This is a genomic window from Allomuricauda sp. MMSF_3307 (genome assembly GCF_030733585.1).
Lineage (GTDB): Bacteria > Bacteroidota > Bacteroidia > Flavobacteriales > Flavobacteriaceae > Flagellimonas.
This window is the reverse complement of record NZ_JASHIQ010000001.1, coordinates 209,181-233,587: the sequence shown is the minus strand read 5'-3', so window position 1 is coordinate 233,587 and position 24,407 is coordinate 209,181. Positions and strand designations below refer to the sequence as shown.

Genomic DNA, 24,407 nt, shown 5'->3' with positions numbered 1-24,407 from the left:
CCAAAATGAAAAAACGACAATTCTTACGCTATATGGGCAGTGCCGCCATGGCCGCCCCTCTTTTTCCGATTACTTTGGATGGCGCCATGGCCGAGAAAGGGCCGTATCCCGATAAGGACAGTGAAGCATTTTGGGAACGCATCAGGGAAGATTACAGTTTAAAACCGGATTACATTAATTTGGAAAGTGGGTACTACAACATTATTCCAACTCCCATCCTTAACAAGTTCACCGAACACGTACAACACGTAAATTATGAAGGTTCGTACTATATGCGTACCGTGCAATGGGAAAACAAGGACAAGGCAGCGGCACGGGTGGCGGAACTTGTCAATTGTTCGGAAAAGGAATTGGTAATCACTAGGAACACCACGGAGTCCTTGGATATGATCATTGGAGGTTTTCCTTGGGAAAAGGGTGACGAAGCTGTTTTTGCCGTTCAAGATTATGGCGCCATGCAAATACATTTTCATCAAATGGAAGACCGCTATGGTATTGTTTGCAAAAAGGTATCCGTGCCCAATCACCCAGAATCGGATGAGGAAATTGTGTCGCTCTACGAATCGCAAATAACTCCAAAGACCAAATTATTGATGATTTGCCATATGATCAATGTGACCGGACAGATATTGCCCGTCCGAAAGATTTGCGATATGGCCCATGCCCATGGTGTCGAGGTGATGGTGGACGGTGCCCATTGTGTTGGACACATAAAGGTGGATTTGGCCGAATTGGACTGCGATTACTATGGATCCAGTTTGCACAAATGGCTTTGTTCCCCATTGGGAGCAGGCATGCTCTATGTTGCGGAGAAGAATATTCCTAAAATATGGCCCTTGTTTGCGGAACACGAAGAGGATGATACCAAAATCCGTAGGCTCAACCATACAGGAACCCATCCCGTGCATACAGATTTGACCATTAATGATGCTGTGGACTACTTGGACATGATTGGATTGGAGCGCAAGGAGAAGCGAATGCGCTACCTGCAACGCTATTGGAGCGACCAACTCCGGGATGTGGAGAATGTGGTCATCAATACACCCTTGGAACCGCACCGCAGTTGCGGTATTGCCAATGTGGGACTTACCAATATGAAACCTTCGGAAATGGCAAAGACGCTATTGGATGAGTTCAACATCTGGACCGTTGCCATAGATTTTGAAAATGTCCATGGCTGCAGGATTACGCCCAACGTGTTTACCACCACCAATGAACTTGACCAATTCGTGAGTGCCATCAAAACGATGGCAAAGCGAACTTAATGATCCATATAATCCCGAAGCTTTTCAGGTCCTTCCAACAATACCCGAACAATTTGAAGGGTGCCGTCTGGTTTCGTATCAATGTGCCATTTAATGAGTGATAGTTCCCCGTTTTCCAACTCAATACCGGTGATGCTTCGTGGGTGCACACAGCTACCATCGTTAAAAAAGGGAATTTGTCCAGGCTCTGGAAATCTCGGTCTGTGGGTATGTCCCGCCATGGTAATCAACAATCCATTTTTAAGGATCCAACGTTTGATGCGCTTTTCGATTCGGATGAGCTCCTTGTAATTTTTGGCAGGACTCGTAGGGTCGGCGATGCCCACTACCTGAAGCGGTTTCCACAACACCCGCACCAAAAATCGACCGATGCGCCAGCAAACATAGTTCCACCAGTCTGCCTGATGCCCGTGAACGCAAAATATCTCCTGTCCCGTTTCAGCATGCTTCAAAACAATAGCTTCGTGATAGGTGATGCCCTCGAAAAGTTCCTTATCCGACCCATCAATAGGCTCAAAATAGTGGGAAAGATGCTCATCAACATAGGCGGGGTCGCGGTACACCATATCGTGGTTGCCCCAAAGCATATGCAAACGGTTTTCCAAATGGAATCTTCGCAACAATTGGTATACATTCTTGTGGGCCTCAAAAATGGAATCAAAACTGATATTTTCCCAAAGCTCGTCCCCATCACCAAGTTCGATGTAGCTGAACCCCTCCCGATAATAATGGTTTAGCGCATGAAAGTAAATGTTCCGATTATTGGCAAAATCGTCGGCGAAGCTGTTGTCCCCACGATGACAATCACTAAAAAAAATGAATTTGGAGCCTTCATCAAAGGGAATGACCTTGGCATTTTTGTAGGCATTGTCTAATCGGCTCGAAGAGGACATGAAAAAGGTACTAAAATCCTTAAAAAAGGACGTTTTGTCCATAAAGATATTCATAAAACCATATGCGCCTTTACTTTTTGTAAATTTGTAGTAGAAACCTCGACTAAACGGTGTATGAAGCACGACTACCATTCTGAAAGCCCACTTGTTCAATTGGTGAGTTTCAACAAATTGTTGGAACATTACGATGAGCAGCTCAAGAGTTCAAACAAACACTTGGCCGAAAGGGCAAAATATGTCTTGGATGCACAGGCTCCCTACCCAGAACTTCGTGAAGGGTTCACCGATCTGTCTTTGTTGGAGACCCATAAGGATGTAATCAGCATTATTTTGGAGGATTCTTTTGCCCCTATTTTGACCAAGAACGAGATAAAAACCGCCTCAACGCCATTCGAAAACTTGGTTTTTAACTCTTCTGAACGGTTTCGTCAAATTTTGAAGGATGCCGGAGAGGCATACGAACCGGAAATCACCAACATTCCACGGGAATTTGATTACATCATGAAGTGTACGGTGATTTTGCAGTTTTATTACGGTTACAATTTGGATTTTAAACGTCCATTTTTTTTCGATATACCCGATTCCAACGGTGTGATGCGCCGTTACCGTATTTTGTATAATGCGGATTTTATGGAAATCATCCCAACGGACAAAGCAAAGCCCGTTAGCCAAGATGATGTGGATGAATTGTTGGAGAACTTTTACAACTTAGATCTCTGGAAGGAAAAAATTCCACCGAACAGTTTTTTGGCGAGGGGTTTTGTTATATCCAATATGTTCGATGTTACCGCCGAGCATTCCGTTTCGGAAATCAAGTCGACCTTGATTGGAAAGACCCAACGTGGAAACGACTCCTTTATGGAAAATTTCGAGGATACCTTTAGATCTTTCTTTAGGTTGAACGATATTAAGGTCGGATTTGCGGGCTACGATTCCGGTGCAGACCGCTTTTTTAAGATTTATGGAAAGGGAATGGATAGTTATATCCTGAATGGGAAGGAAACCGAAGACTGTAATTCCACGTTTTGTAGTTATTCCCATGGAAAGCTTTTTAAGGAGAACAAGTATTTTGCCATTTCCAATGTGGAGAAGTATTACAATAAAACTGAAGGCAAAGTACAGCCCTATAAAAATTTGATGGACCAGGGCATTCGAAGTGCCATTTTGGCCCCTATTGCTGTTAACGGCGAGCTTTTGGGGGTTTTGGAACTGGTTTCCGGCAAAGTAAACGAACTCAACAGCGTTAATGCCAACAAGTTGGACGATGTGATGCCTTACATCGTGGCGGCAGTGATGCGCACCATCGAAGAAGAGGAGAATCTGATTGATGCAGTAATCCAGCACGAATGCACCTCGGTTCACCCATCTGTATATTGGAAGTTTCAAGAGGAGGCCAAGCGCTTTATGGCCGATGAACTTTCGGGCAACGAAGCCGTTTTTAAAGAAATCGTCTTTAAGGATGTTTACCCGCTATATGGTCAAATCGATATCAAGGATTCCGCGAAGGAACGCAATCTGGCCATCCAACGTGATTTGATGATTCAGCTGTCAGAAATCAATGATATCCTCCAAATTGCTTTCTCCAAATATGAACTTCCCATTTATGAGGAACTGATGTTCAGGGTCAATAATTACCTGAACGAAGTTAAGGAGGCCTTGTTTACCCACACCGAACAAGCGGTTTTCGATTTTGTAAAAGAGGAAGTAGACCCTGTATTTGACCATTTACAAAAAGAAGATGAAGAAATCGCAGGATTACTTGAAGCGTACAAACAAAAAATAGACAAGACCACCGAAAGCTACTACGACCATCGTAGAAACTACGATGATAGCGTGATGGAGGCCAACATGAAATTGGCGGCCCTATTGGATAAAAAGCAGGAAGAGGCCCAAAAAATGTTCCCGCACTATTTTGAACGGTACAAAACCGACGGTGTGGAACACAATATGTACATCGGCAGTTCCATTGCAAAGGACAGAGAGTTCAATGAACTGTTTTTGAGCAACTTGAGATTGTGGCAGTTGCAGGTAATGGTGGAGATGGAGAACAAGTATTACGCACTTAAACCTCATTTGCCCGTTAAGTTGGATGTAGCTTCATTGGTCTTGGTGTACAGTACGTCCTTGGCCATACGGTTTAGGATGGACGAAAAGCGGTTTGATGTTGATGGCACCTACAATGCCAGATACGAGGTCATTAAAAAGCGAATCGATAAATCCTTTGTGAAGGGAACCAATGAGCGCCTTACCCAAAAGGGGAAATTGGCCATTGTGTACTCCCAGCGCAAGGACGAAAAGGAATATTTGAGATACATCAGTTTCCTAAAAGCCAAAGGATACTTTACCAATAATATCGAAATCGTGGAACTTGAAGGTGTACAAGGAGTTTCGGGGTTGAAAGCCATTCGTGCTGAAATCCTTTATCAAAAGGATAAAAAATCCGAGCGTACCTATACCTACGATGATCTAATGGAGGAACTCAACAGCTAGATCAGAAAATCAACCGGTCTGGGCCAAAAAATCGGAAGGCAATCCCAAAAGAAATTACCGAAATGATCATCCCTATCATGAATATGTTATAGGTAATCCGAAGTATCTTGTACTTTCTGTTCAAAACAACACCTAAATAATAGAGGTCTTTGGTAAGGGAAGAATACACATAATCCTTGTCTTTCACCATTTCCTGCAGGGCCCATTCGTACTCTTTTAGGTCCATTTGATGGAAGTTTCCAAAAAAGAGAAGGTTTACCCGACGCTTTTCCACATCCTCTTTGGTGAATTTTCCCGTGGTGATGTTGGGTCTTGTTGCCAATACGGATAGCACCATGGAAACGACACTGAACATGATCAAGATCATGGTGGGATAGATCATATAGGTATTGGAAGGATTGTCCAGTTTGGTAAGCAAATTGGCCAATACCAACGAAATAACAATGGCATTCACCGATAACAGGATGTTCGCCTTGGTGTCGGCGATATCGCTCAGTTTCAAGTGGTTTTTTAGTGTTACCCGATACAGCGTTTGTACACTTCGGTCGGGACTTTCGCTCTTGTATTTGGCTTTGAGGGCTTCTTTTTTGGCAATCTTTTTTTCGGCCTTTTTCTCTTTGAGGAGCTGCTTCAAGTTTTTCTGCTTTCCATCTTCCCAGTTTTCCTTTGCGTAATCCGTGTAAAACTGGTGCTTGCGGAACATTTTGATGTTCTTGTCCCGCCACTTTCTGGAGGAATAGTCCGCAATCCCCAATTGCTTGAATTCTTCCTTTAAAAAATCGGTGGTTTCCCAATAACTCCTTTTGGCGAAATGGGACATATCGGCATCGCGGATAATTTCTTCCGGCAAGGTTTGGGGTTCGCTGTACATCTTGGTGGCCATGATGAGGGTGCACACCTGATGGATTGCCTTTTGGTCGTAGCCCTGTTCCCTAAGAAAATCGGAAGCAAGCTTACAACTACTTTCTTCATGGTCCTCATGTCCATTAATGTGACCTACATCATGAAACCAAGCTGCCAATAGCAGTTGTTCGTTCTCCGTATCGCCCAAGTTATAATAGTTGAGCAATTCTTTAGTACTTTTGACTACTCGTTCGGTATGTCGCAAGTTGTGGTACAAGAACTTGGGGTCAAGTTCCTCCGTTAAAAGTTTAGAAACGAAGTGTTTAGTTTTATCAACAATTTCCGACATATATTCTGATTGGAATTCCAAATTACGAAATTTTGGTATTAACGTCGTGCAATATGAAGAAACATTACTTGCTAGCCCTGCTCATTGGCGTATTGCATGGTTGCGCCACCTACCAAACCAAGTATGCGGATTCTTACCCGGGTACCACTGGCCAATTTCAAAAGGAAGTGGAGCATACCTTCTACCTGATTGGTGACGCGGGAAAATCTCCCATGGGAGAGCTCAACCCCACCTTAAAAAAGTTCAAGAAAGAACTGGAGAGCGCCCAGCCCAACAGTACCGCTATTTTTTTGGGAGATAATATTTATCCCGCCGGTTTTGTGGATAAAGATGACGACCCAGAGGCCTATCGGCAATCCAAACATTATTTGGATGCTCAGTTGGCCACCTTGGAAGACTTTAAAGGCAGACCACTATTTATACCGGGAAACCATGATTGGTATAGCGACGGTTTGAAAGGCCTGAAACGCGAAGAGGAGTATGTAGAGGATGTATTGGATGATAATGAGGCCTTTCAGCCCGAAAACGGCTGTCCCATTGAGGATATAGAGATCAGTGACAAAGTTATGGTCATTGCCATTGATACAGAGTGGTACTTGGTCAATTGGGACAAGCATCCCACCATGAACGATGAATGCGAAATCAAAAGTAGGGGACGGTTTTTTGAGGAACTGGAAAGTTTGATCAAAAAGAACAGGGACAAAACGGTGATCATTGCCATGCACCACCCCCTGTTGTCCTATGGAGTGCACGGAGGGCAATTCTCATTTAAGCAGGGGCTTTATCCCAGTGGCGGTAAGGTGCCCATGCCATTTTTGGGTGCAGCCATCAATCTGCTACGGAAGACATCGGGCGCATCCGCAGAAGACCTTTCCAATCAGTTGTACAACGAGTTAAAGAAGCGAATCCTGACACTATCACAATATTCTGACAAGATTATTTTCGCATCAGGACACGAACATACGCTCCAATATATTGAAGAATTTAGCAAGCCTCAGATCGTTAGTGGTTCTGGAGCTAAAACCGGAGCAACCCGATTGCTGAATGGCAGTAAATTTTCTACAGGGATGAATGGCTACGCGGTTTTGACCGTGTACAAAGATGGTTCTTCGGATGTGGTGTTCCACGGAACGGAAACAGATACCGTATTGTTCCATACACCGGTTCTTCCTCCCGATCGGCCAACCAAGAAAATCGAGATGGATGATGATTTTCCGGCGTATCAAATGGCTTCGGTCTACGCTCAAGAGGATATTGAAAAAAGCAAATTCCATAAATGGCTTTGGGGAGAGCGGTATCGAAAATATTACGGGACCCAAATCAAGGCACCTACGGTGCGATTGGATACACTTTTTGGGGGACTCACCGTGGTACGGAAAGGTGGCGGCAATCAATCCAATTCCCTGCGATTGGCAGATAAGCAAGGTCGGGAGTACGTTATGCGGGATTTAAGGAAGAGCGCTGAAAGATACCTGCAGGCCATTGCATTCCAAGAGCAATATATCATTGGGGAATTTCAGGACACCTATACCCAAGAATTGTTGCTGGACCTGTATACCGGAGCACATCCCTATGCCCCATTTACCATAGGTAAACTTTCCGATGCCTTAGGGATGTTCCACACCAATCCCAAATTATATTATGTGCCCAAACAATCGGTTTTGGGAGATTACAATAAAGATTTCGGAAACAGCCTTTATATGATCGAGGAGCATGTTTCCGATGATCATGATAATCTCAAGAGCTTCGGATATACCAAAAAAATCGAAAGCACCTACGACCTGATGGACAAGCTCCGGGAAGATGAAGAGTATAGCATTGACCAGAAGGAGTACGCCAAGGCCCGGCTTTTTGATATTATGATCGGGGATTGGGATAGACACGTGGATCAATGGAGATGGGCAGAGTTTGAAACCGAAGAGGGCAACAAAGTCTACAAACCGATTGCTCGGGACAGGGACCAAGTATTTTCCCGCTGGGGAGACGGATTGATCATTGGCTTTGGTTCCAGAACCGTACCTGGATTACGGATTTTTGAAGGTTTCCACGAAGAAATACGAAGTGTGGAAGGATTCACCTCTTCCCCCCGCACTTTTGCCTTGGATATGGCCCTGTTATCAGAAACCGATTTGGACACATGGGTAGAACAGGCCGAATTCATTCAGCAAAATCTGAACGAAGAAATCATCGATGAAGCATTTTTGGCATTTCCAGAAGAGGTCAGGGACGAAACTTTGACCGAAATCAAAAGGATACTATTGGCCAGAAAAGCTAATCTGGTTCAGACGGCGAAGGACTATTTCGCTGTTTTGAATCGCTACAGTGTGGTCACCGGAACGGATAAGGATGATTATTTCAATATCGTATCATTGCCCAACGGTCATGTTGAGGTTCGAGCATATCGCATCAAGGGAGGGGAAATGACCGATTTGTTCTTCAACAAGGTTTATGATCCAGCCTATACCAAGGAGATATGGGTGTACGGTCTGGACGATGATGATATATTCGATGCCCGCACCGAAACCTCACAAATAAAGGTTCGCATTGTGGGGGGGCAAAACAACGATGTGTACAAAATTTCCGAAGGCTCCAAGAAATTATCGGTCTACGATTTTAAAGACAAAAAAAATACGCTGGACGAAGCCTATGGTGGAAAGATTCGCCTTGTAAGGGATTATGACACCAACACTTATGAGTTTTTGAACATCAAGGCCAGTAACAACCAAATATTGCCTACCATTGGCTTTAATCCTGACGATGGCGTACGCATTGGGCTTACCGATACCTATACCTTCAACGGTTTTAGGAAAAACCCATTTACGCAGCAACATACCTTTAATGCGGCCTATTATTTCGCCACGGATGGGTTTGATTTGGGCTATCGTGGAGAGTTTGCCCATGTGTTTAACAAAGTGAACCTTGAGGTGTATGCCAAGTTTACGAGTCCCAACTTTACCCGTAACTTTTTTGGCTTTGGAAACGAAACGGTCAATAATGATGATACGGAACCCTTAGGATTGGATTACAATCGGGTACGCATCCGTACTTTACAGCTTGCACCGTCCTTGGTATGGCGTGGTTTTCTGGGGTCCAAAGTGCGATTTGGTCTAGCCTACGAAAACATCGAAATCGAAGAGACCGAAAACAGGTTTATCAATGAATTTTATGTGGCCAACGGCGAAGAAAACCACCTTAGCTTTTTTGGGTTGGATGGCGAATACAGCTATTCGAATACGGATAACGAAGCGTTCCCGACTGTGGGCATGGCCTTTTCTTTGGAAGGTGGATTTCGTAAAAATTTGGACGATGGTTCACGGTCTTTTGGCTATGTGATACCGTCATTTTCCATGGACCATAAACTTTCGGCGGACGGTAGGTTGGTTTTGGCCACGCAACTCAAGGGTCACTTTACCATTGGTAATGGATATGAATTTTATCAAGCGGCAAGCATAGGCGGCAACAATGGATTGCGCGGTTTTAGATTCCAACGGTTTACGGGTAAAACAGCTTATTTTCAAAATACGGATATCCGTTACAGTTTTCGAAGGACCAAAACGGGAATTCTTCCTGTAACACCCGGAATTTATGGAGGTTTTGACTATGGCAGGGTATGGTTCCCAGGAGATTCCTCACGAATCTGGCACAATTCGTACGGAGGTGGGTTTTTCGTGAACGGAGCAGATATACTCTCCGCCAATTTCGGACTTTTCAATAGCTCCGATGGGCTTCGATTCGCTTTCGGACTTGGTTTTGGATTTTAATCAATAGTGTATTTGTACAAATGCTGTCCACCAAACGGATTCTTTTCGTCGGCAATGATAAGGGTTTTGTCGTCTGCAAAACAAACCGATTCAATCTGCGTGTTGGTTTTTAAATCCACTATTTTAATGGTGGCTTGGGAGAAGTCCGGTGCTGTATAGTCGGTAAGCAAAAAAACGAGTCCATAGCTCAAAAGAGCAATGGTTTTCCCATCCGGTGAGATGTCGGCACTGGTCACCGAACAGCGATTTTGGTCCCCACAGAGGAAAAGAGAACCCAAAAATTCGGCTTCGTAAGACCCTTCTTCGTCAGGTACACGATACATCAATGTTTTTCCGGAGTAAGGCCGTGTTCGATTTTTGGTGAAAATGTAAAGATGCCCGTTCAGGTGAAAAAATCCCTCTGTGTCATAATAGAGACTGTCCTTTTTGGGTGGAAAATCGTTCTGTTGGGGATACCGAAACTTAATTTTGTCGGCGTTTGGCTTTTTTCTGTCCAGTTCGTCTTTTGGAACTTTATATATGACCAGATCATCCCGTTCGTTTTGATTGTTCCCGAAGTCTCCGATATACAGGTTGCCCTCCTTATCCTTGGCCAAATCCTCCCAATCCTCGTTTTTGGCATGGTCAATTTCCAAGGATTCCTTTAAGTTTCCCTTGTCGTCAATTTTATAAATTTCGTCTTGGTTGCCACTGTCTTCTATCACCCAATAATGGCCGTCATCCGCAAGCTCAAGACCCGATACTTCCTTTAGTTTGGAAGGAAGATCGCCCATGGGTTCCAATTCGCGCAGAAAATTTTGCTGAGCACAGGTTTGCGCAACCATGACGAGCAATAAAAGGGATAATTTATTCATCACTTTCCTTTATGGGCATAAAAACTTCCGTGGTCCACTCCAGTTCATTCCCTCCCATATTGGGGTTATTGTAGAAAACCTCTATCGGTGTGCGCTCAACAGGGATGTTCTTTTCCTCGGCATAATCCAACAATGCGAACCATGCTCTGTCAGACGTGATATAATTGCCATGATAGATGGCTTTAATTGCGTTTTGGGAGAATATCCGTTTGTATACGATATCTGGATGGTCTGGAAGTTTCTCCGAACGTATTATGGGATTACAGAAGTTATAGGACAGGCGGTTGTTCTTCAAATCCCAATCCACTACTTGAACAAAAGGAGGGCCGTTCAATTGCACTTGGTTTTGAAGCAGGATACCATTTAAAAAATTGTGGTTCTTCATCATGCCCAAAGCTTTGCCTTCCGTGGTGGTCGTAAGCGGTATACAGGCACAAAAGGATGAAAATATTTCCTCTTCACCTTCAATCGATACCGTAAAACGTTGGATATGATCGTTCAAAAAATCATTGAAATCCAAAAGTAACTTTCTGGAGCCTTTTTCAAAATCGGTATCGGAAAAAGGGACGGCCAAACGATTATTGAAGGAATGATCCAAGTCTGTTATGTTTACTTGAACTTCGCTCAATGAGTCATGCACTTTTTGGATGTCCCACTCAAATACCTGCAGGGAATCGTTTACCAAAATGGTTTGCCTAAAATGTCTAGGACTTTCGTAATCCAGCGGTATAACGGAATCAAAACCTTGGTTCCAAGCCTTTACCGATTCAAATATGGTCCCAGGAATGGCCTTGGCCTTAAAATTGACCTGATAATCCTGGGGTTTTAATACAAAGTACCATAAAATCACTCCTACCACAAGGGCAAGGATTATTGAACTGATCTTCCTCATAACTAAGGAGCAAAAATACGGATTAGCCTTTTGTCATGTCCAATTTATCGACCACAAATTTCCCTAGGTCCCTACCTTGCTTTATCCCAACATCGATAGCCGCCCTATAATGGATACCACCGTACATTCGGCTCAATGCCGCCTCGTCGGATGCTTGGTTGAACGAGGAAAAAGAACGTACCGGAAGGCCGTAGGCTACTTCTGTATCATCATCAAAGGCAAAGTTATCGCCAAAAATACTGGTCAGTGCAATAGCCGCAGCTCCTGAGACCACACTATGTCCGCTTGTGTATTCTGGGAATGGCGGGGTTTGCAACACTGGCTCCCAACTGTCGTCGATGTACTCGTTGATGACGGTTTCCGGGCGGATGAGATTGCTTCGGTACTTTTCGTCCCAACAGCTGATAAAGGCATCGGCAATGGCAATGGAGGTCTTGGTATAGGCATAAAGGGTTTTGGCAAAATCGGAATTTGTTTTCCGGGATGCAATTTTGGTAATGCCGATCCAATGCGCTCCAGGGGTAATCTTTTTGGTGGCGAACATCAAATGTCCACGTGTTACGGAAACGTAAGGATTACAGTCCCAAAATTGCGCAATGGCAATCTCTTCTGATTTATCGCCTTTACCGATCATGTTCTTGCGAACCTCGTAAACCTCCATCACTTCTTTGTAAAACTGGGAATCTTCTTCCATGGAAAATTCTGGCGGGGGTATGGGCTTGAATTGCTGAGCTGAATCGATGGCAAAAGGACGGATTTTTTCCCAGTGGGGCTCAATACCGTTCATATAGGCGGGGGGAGTAGGCTGCCAACGCGAAGGATCGTCCGAATTCACGGAGAACTTGGGCATGGTGCGGGTTTCCTTATAATTGTCCTTGTTCATCCATTCCCCTATAAAATCGGCCACTTCCAATCCATAAGCCTTGGAGGCATTAAACACGGGTTCATTTTTCTCCATCCAAATGGTGTACAAGCTGTCCCGGAAAGTCTCCATCCGCTCTTCCGAAAAAATGAGACGCTTGCTCAAATCCATGTGGGCCACCAAAGCGGCCATTTCAAAATTGATGTTTTCCTCATTTTTAGGAGCGGGAATGTTTCCTAAATCGGTTACTTGGCCCGCCAACGACTTGTATTTGTCATTTTTTAAGGCAACAATTTCGTAAGCGGCAATGTTGGGGTACGCAAAAATTCTGCTGGCTACGGGCGGGGAAAATATATCATGGATCATGATCTCAATGACTTTGTCCACCGAAGCGTGCAATTCCTCCGGAGAAATTTCAATGGGTTCCTCTTTTTTCTGGCAAGATGCCAAAACCAACAAAATGGCTGTGATCAGTAGTATTCCTTTTTTTATCATGGCCTAACGATTACTTATTGATTTTATATACTTGTGCTGCATCATCATTGAAGACGGCCAACACATATTTTTGATTTTGTACTGTAAAAGTTTGTAGATGACGAACCGATTTTTTGGTAAAATCCAACCCAAGTTGGTTTCCTAAAACGATATCATCTTCATTTTTGATCAGGGCGCCGGGAAACGAATCCAATCTGCCGTGGTAGGGTTTTACCCCAAAATAATTACCTCCCAAAAGTGCTTCTTTTTTGCCATCCCCATCGAAATCGTCCACTAGAATGGACATGATAGGAGATACCTGAAGCGCATTGTTGAACGGGACAAAGGTAAATGTGCCACCGTCGTTTCTGGCATAGCCCGATTGTAAGGTGTTTACTTCCAAAAGCGTCGATGCATCCAAAGCATCTTCCCCAAAAATTTCTTCGATGGTTTGTCCGGCAAAGGATTTGTAGGTGGTATATTTCTTTTTGAGATAGACCAATTGCGATGCCAGTCCGTCCAAAGTTTCCAAGGCATAGTAGTTCCCGTTCTTTTCCATGGCTGTGATGGTCTCGGTCTGACCATTTTCATCAAAATCGTTGAAATAAAGCCTCATGGGGTGTTCTTTGGATGCCTTAAACTTGGAATTGGTGCCCCAGTTGCCCAAAAGGTAGTCCATGTCCCCGTCACCATCCATATCAAAGGGTTCAATGGTCTGCCAAAGCCCGGTCAAATCGAATTGTGCCACTTCGGTGAAGGTTCCATTCTGGTATTTTAAGAATTTTGGGGCCATCCATTCCCCGACCAAAATAAGGTCGGTGATGGAATCCCCATCAAAATCGCTCCAAATGGCGTCGGTAACCATCCCTTTGCCCAAGGATTCAAACTCTTTTCTGGCCTTAAACTTGCCTCCTTGGTTCTCGAGCAAAACCGAGGTGGCCAGGGTTCCAAATTTACCGGTTAGTGTATGTCCACCAATAAACACGTCCAAATCACCATCATCATCAAAGTCGAAAGGCTTGACGACCGAGGAGTTTTGGTAGATTTCTGGTAGTGCAACGGCTTCAAATATAGTGTCCTTTTGTACGTAAAAAGCATCTAAAAGAGCCTCCGAAGTTCCATAAAAGTCACCACCACCAGAGCTGGTGATGATATCATTCTTGCCATCATTGTCAAAGTCTGCAATACTCGCGGAAACTATCTCTTTGATGGAGTCCTTTTGAAGGCTATCAAAACGTTTGGGCACAAAAATGGAATCCTGTTGCACAAAAATTCGGGAGGAAATGTACTTGGACCCTCCAAAAAAGACATCTTCTTTTCCATCGCCTGTTAAATCCCCAATGGCAAGGGCGGGACCTCTATCGGAAATCTGATAGGGAATCAGTTTTTCACGGTTAAAATCGGTATAATTGTCTTCCACATGCGTAAAGTCCAAGCCCAACCTATTGTTCACGGGAGTAAACATCGGTTGTTTCTTTGCACTAAGGCTGCCGTAATCAAACGGTCGGGTATTGGATGGACTTGTGGTCAATGTTTGGTTCAAGTTGACGTTCGTCAGCACTTGATAGGTTTTATTGGGCCAAATAATCTTTAAGGAATCCAAAGGTTGGTTCGAGGCATATCCAAAATGAACCATAGGTTCGGAAGAGGCCTGAAACCCGCGAGTGGTAAACAGTTCCTTAAACTGAAGTCCTTCCTTGTTGTAAGCATACACCTTGGTGCCAATACCGAATCTATTATTCTTGGTATAGTCGAACTTTACCTTTAGGTAATTGCCCTTTCCGTTGGTTTTGTTGATGTAGAGCGATGCAGGATGGTCGATATTGTTGGTAACCAAATCCAGATCACCGTCACCATCCAAATCGCCCATTGCGGTGGCACCGGAAATCAGGGTATCCTTGGTCACCCATGTTTCGGACATATCCTGAAATTGCAGGTCTTTGCTTCCTTTAAATACGTAGTTATGAACATTGCCCGAGGGCATCAGCTCCAGTACTTTTTGGTCCACCAGTTTGGTGTTGTCGATTTTCTGTTTGATTTGTTCCGTGGACACAAATTTGATAAAATCAAGGTCGTTCGGTCTTTTGGGAATCCCGTTCGAAATAAAGACGTCTTGTTGGCCATCCAGATCGTAATCACCAAAGAGAGCGCTCCAACTCCAATCCGTAGCAGCGATGCCGCTCATTAGGGCGGTTTCCATGAAGTTGCCGTCGGGTTGGTTCACAAAAAGCATGTTGCGGGTAAACTGATAGTGGTAACCAAAACGGTCGATGCGCATTTTTTGGGTTTGGACATTGTCGTCCCCTTCCGATGATTTTAACGCCACTTCGTCTTCGGGAAGCATATCCAAGGAAAGAAAATCTGGGCGGCCATCGTTGTTGATGTCAGCCACGTCGTTCCCCATGGAAAATCGGGAGGTGTGACCAAAATATTTTTTAAGGCTTTCGGTAAAGGTTCCGTCGCCATTGTTGAGGTAGTAGTAATCGTCCTCGTGGAAGTCGTTGCCCACATAGATATCGGGGTAGCCATCTTGATTAAAATCGGCAATGGCCAATCCAAGTCCGTATCCGTTGATTCCACCGTAGATGCCGGCTTCTTCACTTACATCGGTAAACTTTCCGTTGTCGTTGCGGAGCAGTTTGTCCCCAGTTTCGTACCGACGTTCGTACCGTAGGTCAAAACGTCCAAAGGAGTTTTGGGTATGTACGGCATGGTTGAGAAGATAGAGGTCCAAATCGCCATCAAGGTCATAATCGAAAAAAGAGGCGTTGGAACTATACGAGTCGAAATCCAGCCCATATTGCGCGGCACTTTCGGTAAAGGTATTGTCCCCATTGTTGATGTACAGCTCGTTGAAGCCATTAAAACCGTTTATGCCAACTACGGCACAAATGTAGATGTCCAATAAGCCATCCCCGTTAACATCGGCCATGGTGGTGCCGGTATTCCAACTGCTATTGCCTTCTATTCCTGCGGAGGTCGAGATGTCCTCAAACTGTAGGTTTCCCTTGTTGAGGTACAATTTGTTCTTGACTTGGTTTCCACTGAAGAAGATGTCCGGCAAGCCATCATTGTTGATGTCGCCGATGGATACGCCTCCTCCGTTGTAGAAGTACAGGTAATCCAATATGCTCAAATCATCAGTAGGGGTGAGGGTATTCGTAAACTCAACTCCTGTTTTTTGGGGTTCGGGGTTTTCAAAAAGACTCCCTTCCTTTTTGCAGGAGACAACACCAAGGGTAATCAATACTATGATGAGAAACCTATTCATTGATGGCAAAAATCTTTGGTTTGTTATTGTTTACGGCCGCAATAACGTAAGTTTTTCCGTTTTTGTCCTTGAATTGCTTCAGGTATTTTACTTCATCCCGAACTTTGAATCCACTGGTTTCATAATCTTGCCACGTAAAGCCAAGCTGCCCATCGCCCAGAAGGAGATTACCTTGGCTGGCATCCAATCGGGAAAATTGCGGTTTGAATTCGTAGTTGTTCCCGGCCATGATCAAATCCAAATTGCCATCGTTGTTGACATCGGTACAAGTGATATCACAAACGCAGGACAACTGTACCCGAGCGGGAAGATTTTTGATCGTAAACTTACCGTTACCTTCATTTATGGCGATTACCGATGCTGAGGTTTCCGCTTTTTTCACTATCGATTTGGCCATTACCTCCTCAGGGAATAGTTGGTGAATGGTCCGGTGGGCATAATCAGAAGCCTTGAGGTTTTGCTTTTTGAGGTTGGGCAATTGTTCGGTAAGTTCCCTTTTTTGGTGAATGGGATAATCCCCTCCATTTTCCTGAAGGGTCATAATCTGCTCTATGGTCCCGTTGTTGTCATAATCGTTGATGTAGAGTTTCATCGGGGCATATTCCGTGGGCTTGTAATGTAGGTTTAGACCTTGGTTGCCCAGAATCAAGTCTTGGTCACCATCACCATCCAAGTCTGCGGTCTCCACGGTATTCCACCATCCGTAGAGGCTGTCCAGGGAGCTGTCCATTTTGGTCAATCTCCTTCCCGTGTTTTTATAGATTTTTGGGGTGTCCCATTCTGCGGTGACGATCAAATCTTTTTTACCGTCCCCGTCCATATCCTGCCATTGGGAATCGGTCACCATTCCGGCATCTTTTAAATCGTACCCCAAACGTTCGGTAACATCGGTAAAGGTACCATCACCCATATTTTCCAATAAGAGGTGGTCTGGAGAGATCCCGTACACGCCAACTACGCTTCGGGAGCCTATAAATAAATCTATGTCGCCGTCATCGTCATAGTCATGCGGTGCTATGGTCGCGATGTTTTTATAGGTGGATGGCAGTTCATTCCCTGATTTTGAAAAGTTCCCATTGCCATCATTGAGGTAAAGTCGGGCAACGTATGTACGCTCCATGCCCACATTGTTGCCTCCGGAGCCAACGACCAAATCGAGGTCCCCATCGCCATCAGCATCAAAAAATGCTGCGGCCACGTCCTCAAAATTCTTGTCCGCTTCAAGGGAAGCACTGTTTTTTGCAGATATTCTACCATTACCTCGATGCAGGTATACGATTCCAGGTTGACCTTTGGCGCCTCCAATAAAGAAGTCTTCGTTGCCATCGCCGTCAACATCGGCAACCGCAAGGGAGGGTCCCTCTTGGGAAAGTTTGTGGGAAATCAGTCCTTCGTAATCAAAATCATTATAGCTATCCTCCTGATGTGTAGCCGCAAAATTGGCATCCATTTCCTTGAGATAGGATTTTTTCACCTCTTTTTTTGGAAGGACGTAGGTTTCGGTTGCATTGGCATGTTCTACATTCAGGACTTGATTGGCTTGTACGTTTTCAAATTTCTGGGTGCGTTCATCGGGCCAAACGACGCGGATGGAATCCAATTGAGGGGTTTTTCCCAGTCCAATGGTCATATCGTACTGGATGGAGGATTGAAATCCTCTTGAGGGAATCAATTCTTGGTTGACAATATTTCCATCGAAATAAAGCTTGGCCAAAGTGCCCACGCCAAAAGGGTTGCCTTGAGGTCCTTTGAACTTGAGCTGTATGTAGTTATTGTTCAACTGGGATTCCGTATTGTTTTTATAAATGTAAGCGGGAGTGTTCACGTTATTGATGACTAGGTCCAAATCCCCATCGTTATCCAAATCGCCATAGGCGGCACCATTGGAGCGGGAGGGGAGCTCAAAACCCCATTCCTCATTTGCATTGGTAAAGGAAATATCGCCGTTGTTCTTGTACGCATAGTTGGGCTGTGGCTTTATGGGCATTTTGTTGATGATGGAGTCTATGGACTCCTTTTTTCCGGTCAGCGCCATTTTTTGCACAATCTCGTTGGCGAAGAAATCCACAAAATCCAGATCCGTCAGGTCGTGGTTGATACCGTTGGTGATAAAAATGTCCTTAAGACCATCATTGTCCATATCGAACATAAGGCCGGCCCAGCTCCAATCGGTGGCGTGTATGCCGCTGTAGTAGGCAACTTCGGAAAAAGTGCCGTTGCCATTGTTGAGCTGTAAGGTGTTTTGAATGTACTGCTGTCCGAAATCCTTATTCTGTTTCAGGTTAAATACGTTGTACCCTTCAAACTCCATCACCGATTTAACCCGATGCTCTTTCTCCGGAAGCATATCGGTGATAAAAATATCGTTATGTCCATCATTGTTGATGTCGGCCACGTCGATTCCCATGGCGGATAGGCTCAAATGGGAGGTCCAGTCGTTGATTTCCTCACTAAAAGTGCCATCTTTTTGGTTGATATAGAGGTAGTCCCTTTCATAAAAATCATTGGACACGTAGATGTCTGGGTAAAGGTCTCCATTAAAATCGGTGACCAAAACACCAAGACCAAATCCGATAAGGCTTCCGTAAATGCCGGCTTCTTCGCTGACATCCACAAATTTGCCGTTGTCATTGCGCAGCAGCATATCGCCCACACCCTTAAAAATATCTGGAACACCTTCCCAGTCTTGCGCCCTTACGTCTCGTTGTTCCGCATAACCAAGGCTGCTAACGGGGATGTTGCTATTGTTGAGGATATAGGCGTCCAAATCCCCATCCTTGTCATAATCAAAAAAGGAGGCATGTGTGGTAAAGCCTGTTTTGGCCAAGTTGTATTCTTCGGCTTTTTCGGTAAATGTCAAATCCCCATTGTTGATGTAGAGGTCGTTATCGTGGTTATTGCCTTCCATGTTTCCGGCATTGCAGACATAGATATCCAATAGGCCATCGTGGTTGATGTCCACCATAACCACCCCGGTGGACCATGGTTTGTTCCCAAGTACCCCGGCCTGCTCGGAAATATCCTCGAACTTCATGTTACCCTTGTTGAGATAAAGTCTGTTGGGTTCCATGTTTCCGGTAAGGTAAATATCCTGAAGCCCATCGTTGTTCACGTCGCCGATGGCCACGCCACCTCCGTTGTAAAAGTTTCGGTATTTAAAAATGTTGAAATCCTTTCTGTTCTCTACTTTGTTGATGAAGGTAACGCCACTTTCCTCAGGTGAGAGCAAGGTAAAAAGGGTCTCTTTTTTCACTTCTTGTGCGGTTTGGTCTTCTTTTTTGCTGTTGCAGGCAGATAGACCTAGGAATACAAGCGATAGGGTGATATATTTCAGTTTCATCTAACGTTCTTTTTTTTAACCAAAAAAATGGGAGCAGCATTGTTCATCGTAATGATGAATTCTTCGTTCCCATTGTTGTTTATTTTTGCAATTTTTCTGGCTGCACCGGAAATGCCCAGACTTCGCTCCCAGCTAATGTTTCCGCTGTCGTCATTCTGCAACAAAAATCCGTGTGAAGCATCCAATCTACCAAGTTGAGTGCTTATCTCAAAATTATTGCCCACCATTAATATTTCATTAATCTTTCCTTGATCGTTTTTTACCAACTGTATATCGTTTACCGAAGATGACTGTACCAAATGGGGCAATGTTCTTAGGGTAAAGTTGTTATTGCCATCGTTCTCAAAATAGGAAGTGCCTAGCAGATATACTTTTCTTTGGGTGGCTTCATTCAATTTGTCTTTTCCAAAAAGTTCATCCAAGGATGCTTTGGCAAAGTCTTCGTAAAACAGGAATTTTTTGTTCAAAAAGGGCATTTGTTTGGCCAACTCATCCTTTGAGGCAAAGGCAGTCTCCCGGTCGCCATGAAAATGGGTCACAATAGTTTCAATAGACCCATTGTCATCAAAATCGTTGATGTACAAGGTAATCGGTTTTTCAACGGAAGCTTCAAATTTGGTGTTTAGGCCCCAGTTTCCGGCCAGTATGTCCAGATCGCCATCGTTGTCCAAATCTGCAAGCTCTAAAGTGTTCCACCAACCATGGGTGTTGTCGAGTCCATTGTTTTTTTGGAGGGATAGTGTTTTGCCATCGTTCAAAAAGATGGATATAGGATTCCAATGTCCTGCGGCAATAAGATCTACATAGCCATTTCCGTCCAAATCTTGCCAAACAAAGTCTTTTATGTTGCCCAAGTGTTGAAATTCCGGAGCGAATGAAGCGATGATGTTTTGGAATTTGCCCTTACCGTCATTTTCGAGAAGGTATTGTTGGCTTTTCTCTCCAAATTTGGTCGAAACCGCATTGGATGAAATCATGAGGTCCATGTCGCCATCATTGTCTATATCCACAGCATCGACCTTAGCGGCGTTGATTTCTATTTGATGGAAGGCGTTGTTGTCTTTCTCCAGTATCCCTTCATTGTTGCGATACAATCTCGGCTGTAATGGGTTGCCGCTTGTAAACTCGTTTCCGCCGCTTACCACCACAAGATCGAGGTCCATATCGTTGTCTACGTCCACAAATACTTGGTCAACGTCCTCTGCTATGGCATCTTCTTCAAAGAGTGCTGGTTGATGGTCGTTGTAGTTTCCCTGTTGATCCTGAAGATAGAGTTTAGAACCCTGTTTTTTGCCTCCAGAAATAAAGACGTCGTCCAATCCGTCATTATTGATATCGGCTACGCTTACCGAAGGTCCCTCATTGGAATGGGCAAATGGAACCAATGGATTCCGATCAAAGTCCAAGGTGGGGTATTCCTTGTGCACAAAATTGAGGTTGCGTGAGGACGGATTATAATGTAGTTGCTCTTTTTTAACGGGTTTTTCATAATAATTGCCGCTGGCATTGGAATGGTCAACTTTTAAAAGTTGATTGGCTTTTACGTTTTTGAGCGTTTCAAACTTTCCTGATGGCCAAACCACATGGAGCGAATCAATTATGGAATCGTTGCCAACACCAAAGGTTAAGGTATTGTCCTTGGTGGACATAAAGCCGCGTGTGGGGATGTTTTCTTGAACCGATATTCCCTGCTGTCGAAACATAATAACCTTGGTGCCGATACCAAAGGTATTTTTTTCACTTCCTTTAAAGGCCATTTTGATGAAATTCCCCTCGCTTAGGGTGTTTTCCATTACAAAAGCTTCTTGGTTGACATTGTTCACTACAATATCAAGGTCCCCATCATTGTCCAGATCTGTATATACGCATCCATTGCTATAGGAATCTATCTGAGGTCCCCATGTTTTCGTGACATTATCGAAATGAGCCCCGCCGTTGTTCTTGTAAAAGTAGTTCTGTACTTTCTTTTTGGGCAACCGGTCAATCAGTTCCATGTCCTTGTCCGATAGCCCTGTTTCAATATTTCGTTGGATTTCTTCATTGGATATATAGTTGATATAATCCATGTTATTGGTTACACCCTGTATGCCGTTGGAAATGAATAGGTCCTTGAACCCGTCGTTGTCGTAATCGGCAAATAGGGCGCCCCAGGACCATTCCGTGGCATCGATACCGCTCAGATTGGCAATTTCCCCAAAATTTTCCCCATCCAGATTCAAGTGAAGGGTATTTTGCATGTACTGGGGAGCGAAACCATTCTTTAGGAACTGCTGGTACACTGGATAGGCGTATTCCAACCCAGATGTTTTATAGGTTTCCAGGTCTTCGGGAAGCATATCCAACGAAAGAATATCGGAAAGGCCATCGTTGTTGATATCGGCAATATCGTTCCCCATGGAAAAGTGGGTGGTATGTCCTAGCTTCTGGTCGTTCTCGGAGATGGTTTCCCTAAAGGTGCCATCCTTTTGGTTGATATAGAGGTAGTCATTTTCAAAAAAGTCGTTACCAATATAAATGTCGGGATAACCGTCGTTATTGATGTCGCTTATGGCAAGCCCAAGTCCATACCCAATGGTTCCTTGGAAGATACCGGCTTTTTTGGATACATCGGTAAAAGTTCCATTTTGGTTTTCAAAAAGGATATCGCCCGACATGGAATCGACGATTTTTCTTTTAGCCCCTTTTCCGTAGGAACGATTGGGGTTTACGGAGTGGTTAAGGAGGTACATGTCCAGATCACCGTCCAAGTCGTAATCGAAAAAGGCAGCTTGGGTAGCATAGCCTATAAAGTCCAGACCATATTTTTGGGCTTCTTCCTTAAATGTTGGGATACCTTTTGCATTGTTCCCTTGATTGATGTATAGTAGGTTTTGCCCACGAATAATGCCATGGTCTCCAACTTTGCAGACGTAAATATCCAGCAGACCATCATTGTTGACATCGGCATGGGTTACCCCAGTGGTCCATCCATCATTATTCATTAGGTTGGATTCCTTGGTAACATCCTTGAACTTAAAATTACCTTGATTGAGGTATAGTTTGTCTTCCCCTTGATTGGAGGTGAAGTATAGGTCGGGCAGTCCATCGCTATTGAAATCGCCAGAAGCGACCCCAGCGCCATTATAAAAATAAAGGTAGTTGAGAATATTAAGTTCAGGAGTTTGTTTTAGGCTATTGCTGAAAGTGATACCTGTTTGCTTGGCTTCTTTCAGCACAAAAAGAGTCTCCTGTTGTTGGGTACCGCAGCTTATTAAGGTCGTCAAGACTCCAAAAAGTATCCAGAACTGTCCTTTCATTTCTTTCTTCAATAGCAGGGGGTAATATAAATAATTCCTTTGCATGGCGAACATCAAATACATTAATGTTTTTCTAAGAAAGAATTAATAATTGACTAATGATGTACAATGCAAAAAGAAAAGACCACCAATCGGTGGTCTCTTCCTATATTAAACAGCTTAAACTTTGAATTACTAGTATCCTGGGTTCTGCACCAAGTTAGGATTAAGAATAAGTTGTGCAGATGGAATTGGGAACAATTGACGATCTGGGTTGCCCACAGCGTCAGCTTCTTTGAAGTCCCAATCTTTGGTGTACTGCCCAAAGCGAATCAAATCGTTTCTTCTCCAACCTTCAGTATACAGCTCACGGGCTCTTTCATCCAAAAGATCTTGCTCTGTAACTGTTCCAAGAGGAGCAGCTCCCCTAAGGGTTCTCAACTCATTGATCATAGCGGTTGGGTCACCACCACTTCTCATCATAGCTTCTGCTTTCATCAAATACGCATCTGAATATCTGAAGAAGATGATATGGTTAGCGAAAGCACCATCCCTTGGGTTGTACTTGATCACACGGATACCCGTTACTTCGTTGTTGTCAACCAAGCTTGGTTGTCCGTCTACAGCACTGAAGAAATCTCTGGTGAAGCTCAATGGGCTACCATTTCTATCTTCTAGGGCTGCACCGTTTGGACCATATTGTTGTCCAATCAAGAATCCGAATCCAACGTTGGAACCGTCAACGATGCCATCGCTGTTTTCGTCAGTACCGTAAGATCCATCAAAGGCAATTCCGCTTGGAGGAACAAATCCTCTACGGGTTTCTTGACCATCTTGCAAGGTGCCATCGTTAAGGCCTCTGTTGCTGTTGGCATCTCCTTCGAACAAGTCGTAAAACTCTGCCAAGGTGCTGAATCCATTCCAACCACCACCACCTAACTCGGTAGAGTTATAGTGCAAAGTGTTGAAAATTCTAGCACCTGCGGAAGCCTGTACGTAAAAAATAGTTTCAGTGTCACCTCCTGGTACGAAGATGTCGAAGTAATTGTCAGCCAACTCGTAGCCATCACCTTCAATACCATCTACCAAAGAGATGATTTCGGTCATATCAGCCGAATCAGGAGTTCCTGATCCATTGTAGATATGTCTGTTCAAAAGTACTTTTGCTTTTAAGTATCTAGCGGCAGCCTTGGTAGCTCTTGAATTGTCGTCACCAGCAGATGATGTTGGCAGATTGGAGATAGCAGTATCCAAATCACTCAAAATAAAGGATACAGCGTCCTCACCGGTCAAAACATCTGGATCTCCTAATGGGTCGGCAGACTCAGTGTCCCTGTAAGGTACTTGTCCAAAGTTGTCCAAGATAATGAACATGGACAGTCCTCTGATGAAGGCAGCATGACCAACCGCTTCGGTTGAGGAAGCTGATCTGGAATCCAAAACTTCGCTGGCCTGCAATTGCAACCCGTTCCATTCGTTCCAAACACCTAAAATATATTGGTGCTCGGGAGTCCAGGAATGCTGGTGCAACTGTCTCCAAATTCCATTATCACCCCAGTCGGAACCTCTGGTGGGTACCAAAAGGGCGTCTGTGGTTACTTCGTTCAAGGCATACAGGTTAGCCTGCGTGCCAAAATAGCCATACAAATCGTTGTACATTGCAGTCACCTGGCTGGATGCGGCCTCAGCGGTTTCAATTCCCGTGAAACCCTCCGCCAGTAATGAATCAGTTGGCTCTACTTCCAAATCGGTACAGGAAGTCAGCATGACACCTGCTAGCAAGGGAAGTGCCAAATATCTGTTCGTTTGTTTTAAAATATTTCTCATTGCTCTTTTTT

The 24,407-nt window shown here is 44.3% G+C and carries 12 protein-coding genes; 3 read left to right on the top strand and 9 right to left on the bottom strand.

Annotated features, from left to right (window positions below; translation table 11 throughout):
* Positions 1-5 precede the first annotated feature (5 nt).
* The gene (locus RBB12_RS00950; RefSeq protein ID WP_306012438.1) at positions 6-1,265 is read left to right on the top strand and encodes an aminotransferase class V-fold PLP-dependent enzyme; all 1,260 of its coding nucleotides are present in this window, start codon (positions 6-8) and stop codon (positions 1,263-1,265) included.
* Here the strand turns inward: RBB12_RS00950 and RBB12_RS00945 are convergent.
* Positions 1,262-2,158, bottom strand: coding sequence for a metallophosphoesterase (locus RBB12_RS00945; RefSeq protein ID WP_179383723.1), 897 nt, complete (start codon positions 2,156-2,158; stop codon positions 1,262-1,264). The two genes, RBB12_RS00950 and RBB12_RS00945, sit on opposite strands and share 4 nt — an antisense overlap.
* A 114-nt stretch (positions 2,159-2,272) precedes the next feature.
* Between RBB12_RS00945 and RBB12_RS00940 the strand changes: the two genes are divergently transcribed.
* The gene (locus RBB12_RS00940; RefSeq protein WP_306012437.1) at positions 2,273-4,648 is read left to right on the top strand and encodes a GAF domain-containing protein; all 2,376 of its coding nucleotides are present in this window, start codon (positions 2,273-2,275) and stop codon (positions 4,646-4,648) included.
* A gap of 1 nt (position 4,649) precedes the next feature.
* Here the strand turns inward: RBB12_RS00940 and RBB12_RS00935 are convergent, their stop codons facing one another.
* The gene (locus RBB12_RS00935) at positions 4,650-5,840 is read right to left on the bottom strand and encodes a Pycsar system effector family protein (protein WP_306012436.1); all 1,191 of its coding nucleotides are present in this window, start codon (positions 5,838-5,840) and stop codon (positions 4,650-4,652) included.
* A gap of 53 nt (positions 5,841-5,893) precedes the next feature.
* On the opposite strand from RBB12_RS00935, the gene RBB12_RS00930 reads away from it, so the two are divergent.
* Positions 5,894-9,601, top strand: a complete 3,708-nt coding sequence (locus RBB12_RS00930; protein ID WP_306012435.1) for a metallophosphoesterase — start codon at positions 5,894-5,896, stop codon at positions 9,599-9,601.
* Here RBB12_RS00930 and RBB12_RS00925 read toward each other — a convergent pair.
* The 7 genes from RBB12_RS00925 to RBB12_RS00895 all read right to left on the bottom strand — a co-directional run bounded on the left by RBB12_RS00925 (position 9,598) and on the right by RBB12_RS00895 (position 24,396).
* On the bottom strand, positions 9,598-10,455 hold the full coding sequence (locus RBB12_RS00925; protein WP_306012434.1) for a hypothetical protein: 858 nt from the start codon (positions 10,453-10,455) through the stop codon (positions 9,598-9,600). The genes RBB12_RS00930 and RBB12_RS00925 overlap by 4 nt on opposite strands.
* Positions 10,448-11,347: an AraC family transcriptional regulator gene (locus tag RBB12_RS00920; protein WP_293280548.1), complete on the bottom strand. Its 900-nt coding sequence runs from the start codon at positions 11,345-11,347 to the stop codon at positions 10,448-10,450. Before RBB12_RS00920 ends, RBB12_RS00925 begins: the two co-directional genes overlap by 8 nt.
* Positions 11,348-11,369: 22 nt before the next feature.
* Positions 11,370-12,704, bottom strand: coding sequence for a vanadium-dependent haloperoxidase (locus RBB12_RS00915; RefSeq protein WP_306012433.1), 1,335 nt, complete (start codon positions 12,702-12,704; stop codon positions 11,370-11,372).
* 10 nt (positions 12,705-12,714) lie between these two features.
* Positions 12,715-15,954: a VCBS repeat-containing protein gene (locus RBB12_RS00910; RefSeq protein ID WP_306012432.1), complete on the bottom strand. Its 3,240-nt coding sequence runs from the start codon at positions 15,952-15,954 to the stop codon at positions 12,715-12,717.
* Complete coding sequence (locus RBB12_RS00905) at positions 15,947-19,294, bottom strand: CRTAC1 family protein (protein ID WP_306012431.1); 3,348 nt, start codon at positions 19,292-19,294, stop codon at positions 15,947-15,949. The genes RBB12_RS00910 and RBB12_RS00905 overlap by 8 nt, the downstream gene beginning before the upstream one ends.
* Positions 19,291-22,602, bottom strand: coding sequence for a VCBS repeat-containing protein (locus RBB12_RS00900; protein WP_313882839.1), 3,312 nt, complete (start codon positions 22,600-22,602; stop codon positions 19,291-19,293). Before RBB12_RS00900 ends, RBB12_RS00905 begins: the two co-directional genes overlap by 4 nt.
* 162 nt (positions 22,603-22,764) lie before the next feature.
* Positions 22,765-24,396 (bottom strand): RagB/SusD family nutrient uptake outer membrane protein, encoded by a 1,632-nt coding sequence (locus RBB12_RS00895; protein WP_293280537.1) that lies wholly within the window; start codon positions 24,394-24,396, stop codon positions 22,765-22,767.
* Positions 24,397-24,407 lie beyond the last annotated feature (11 nt).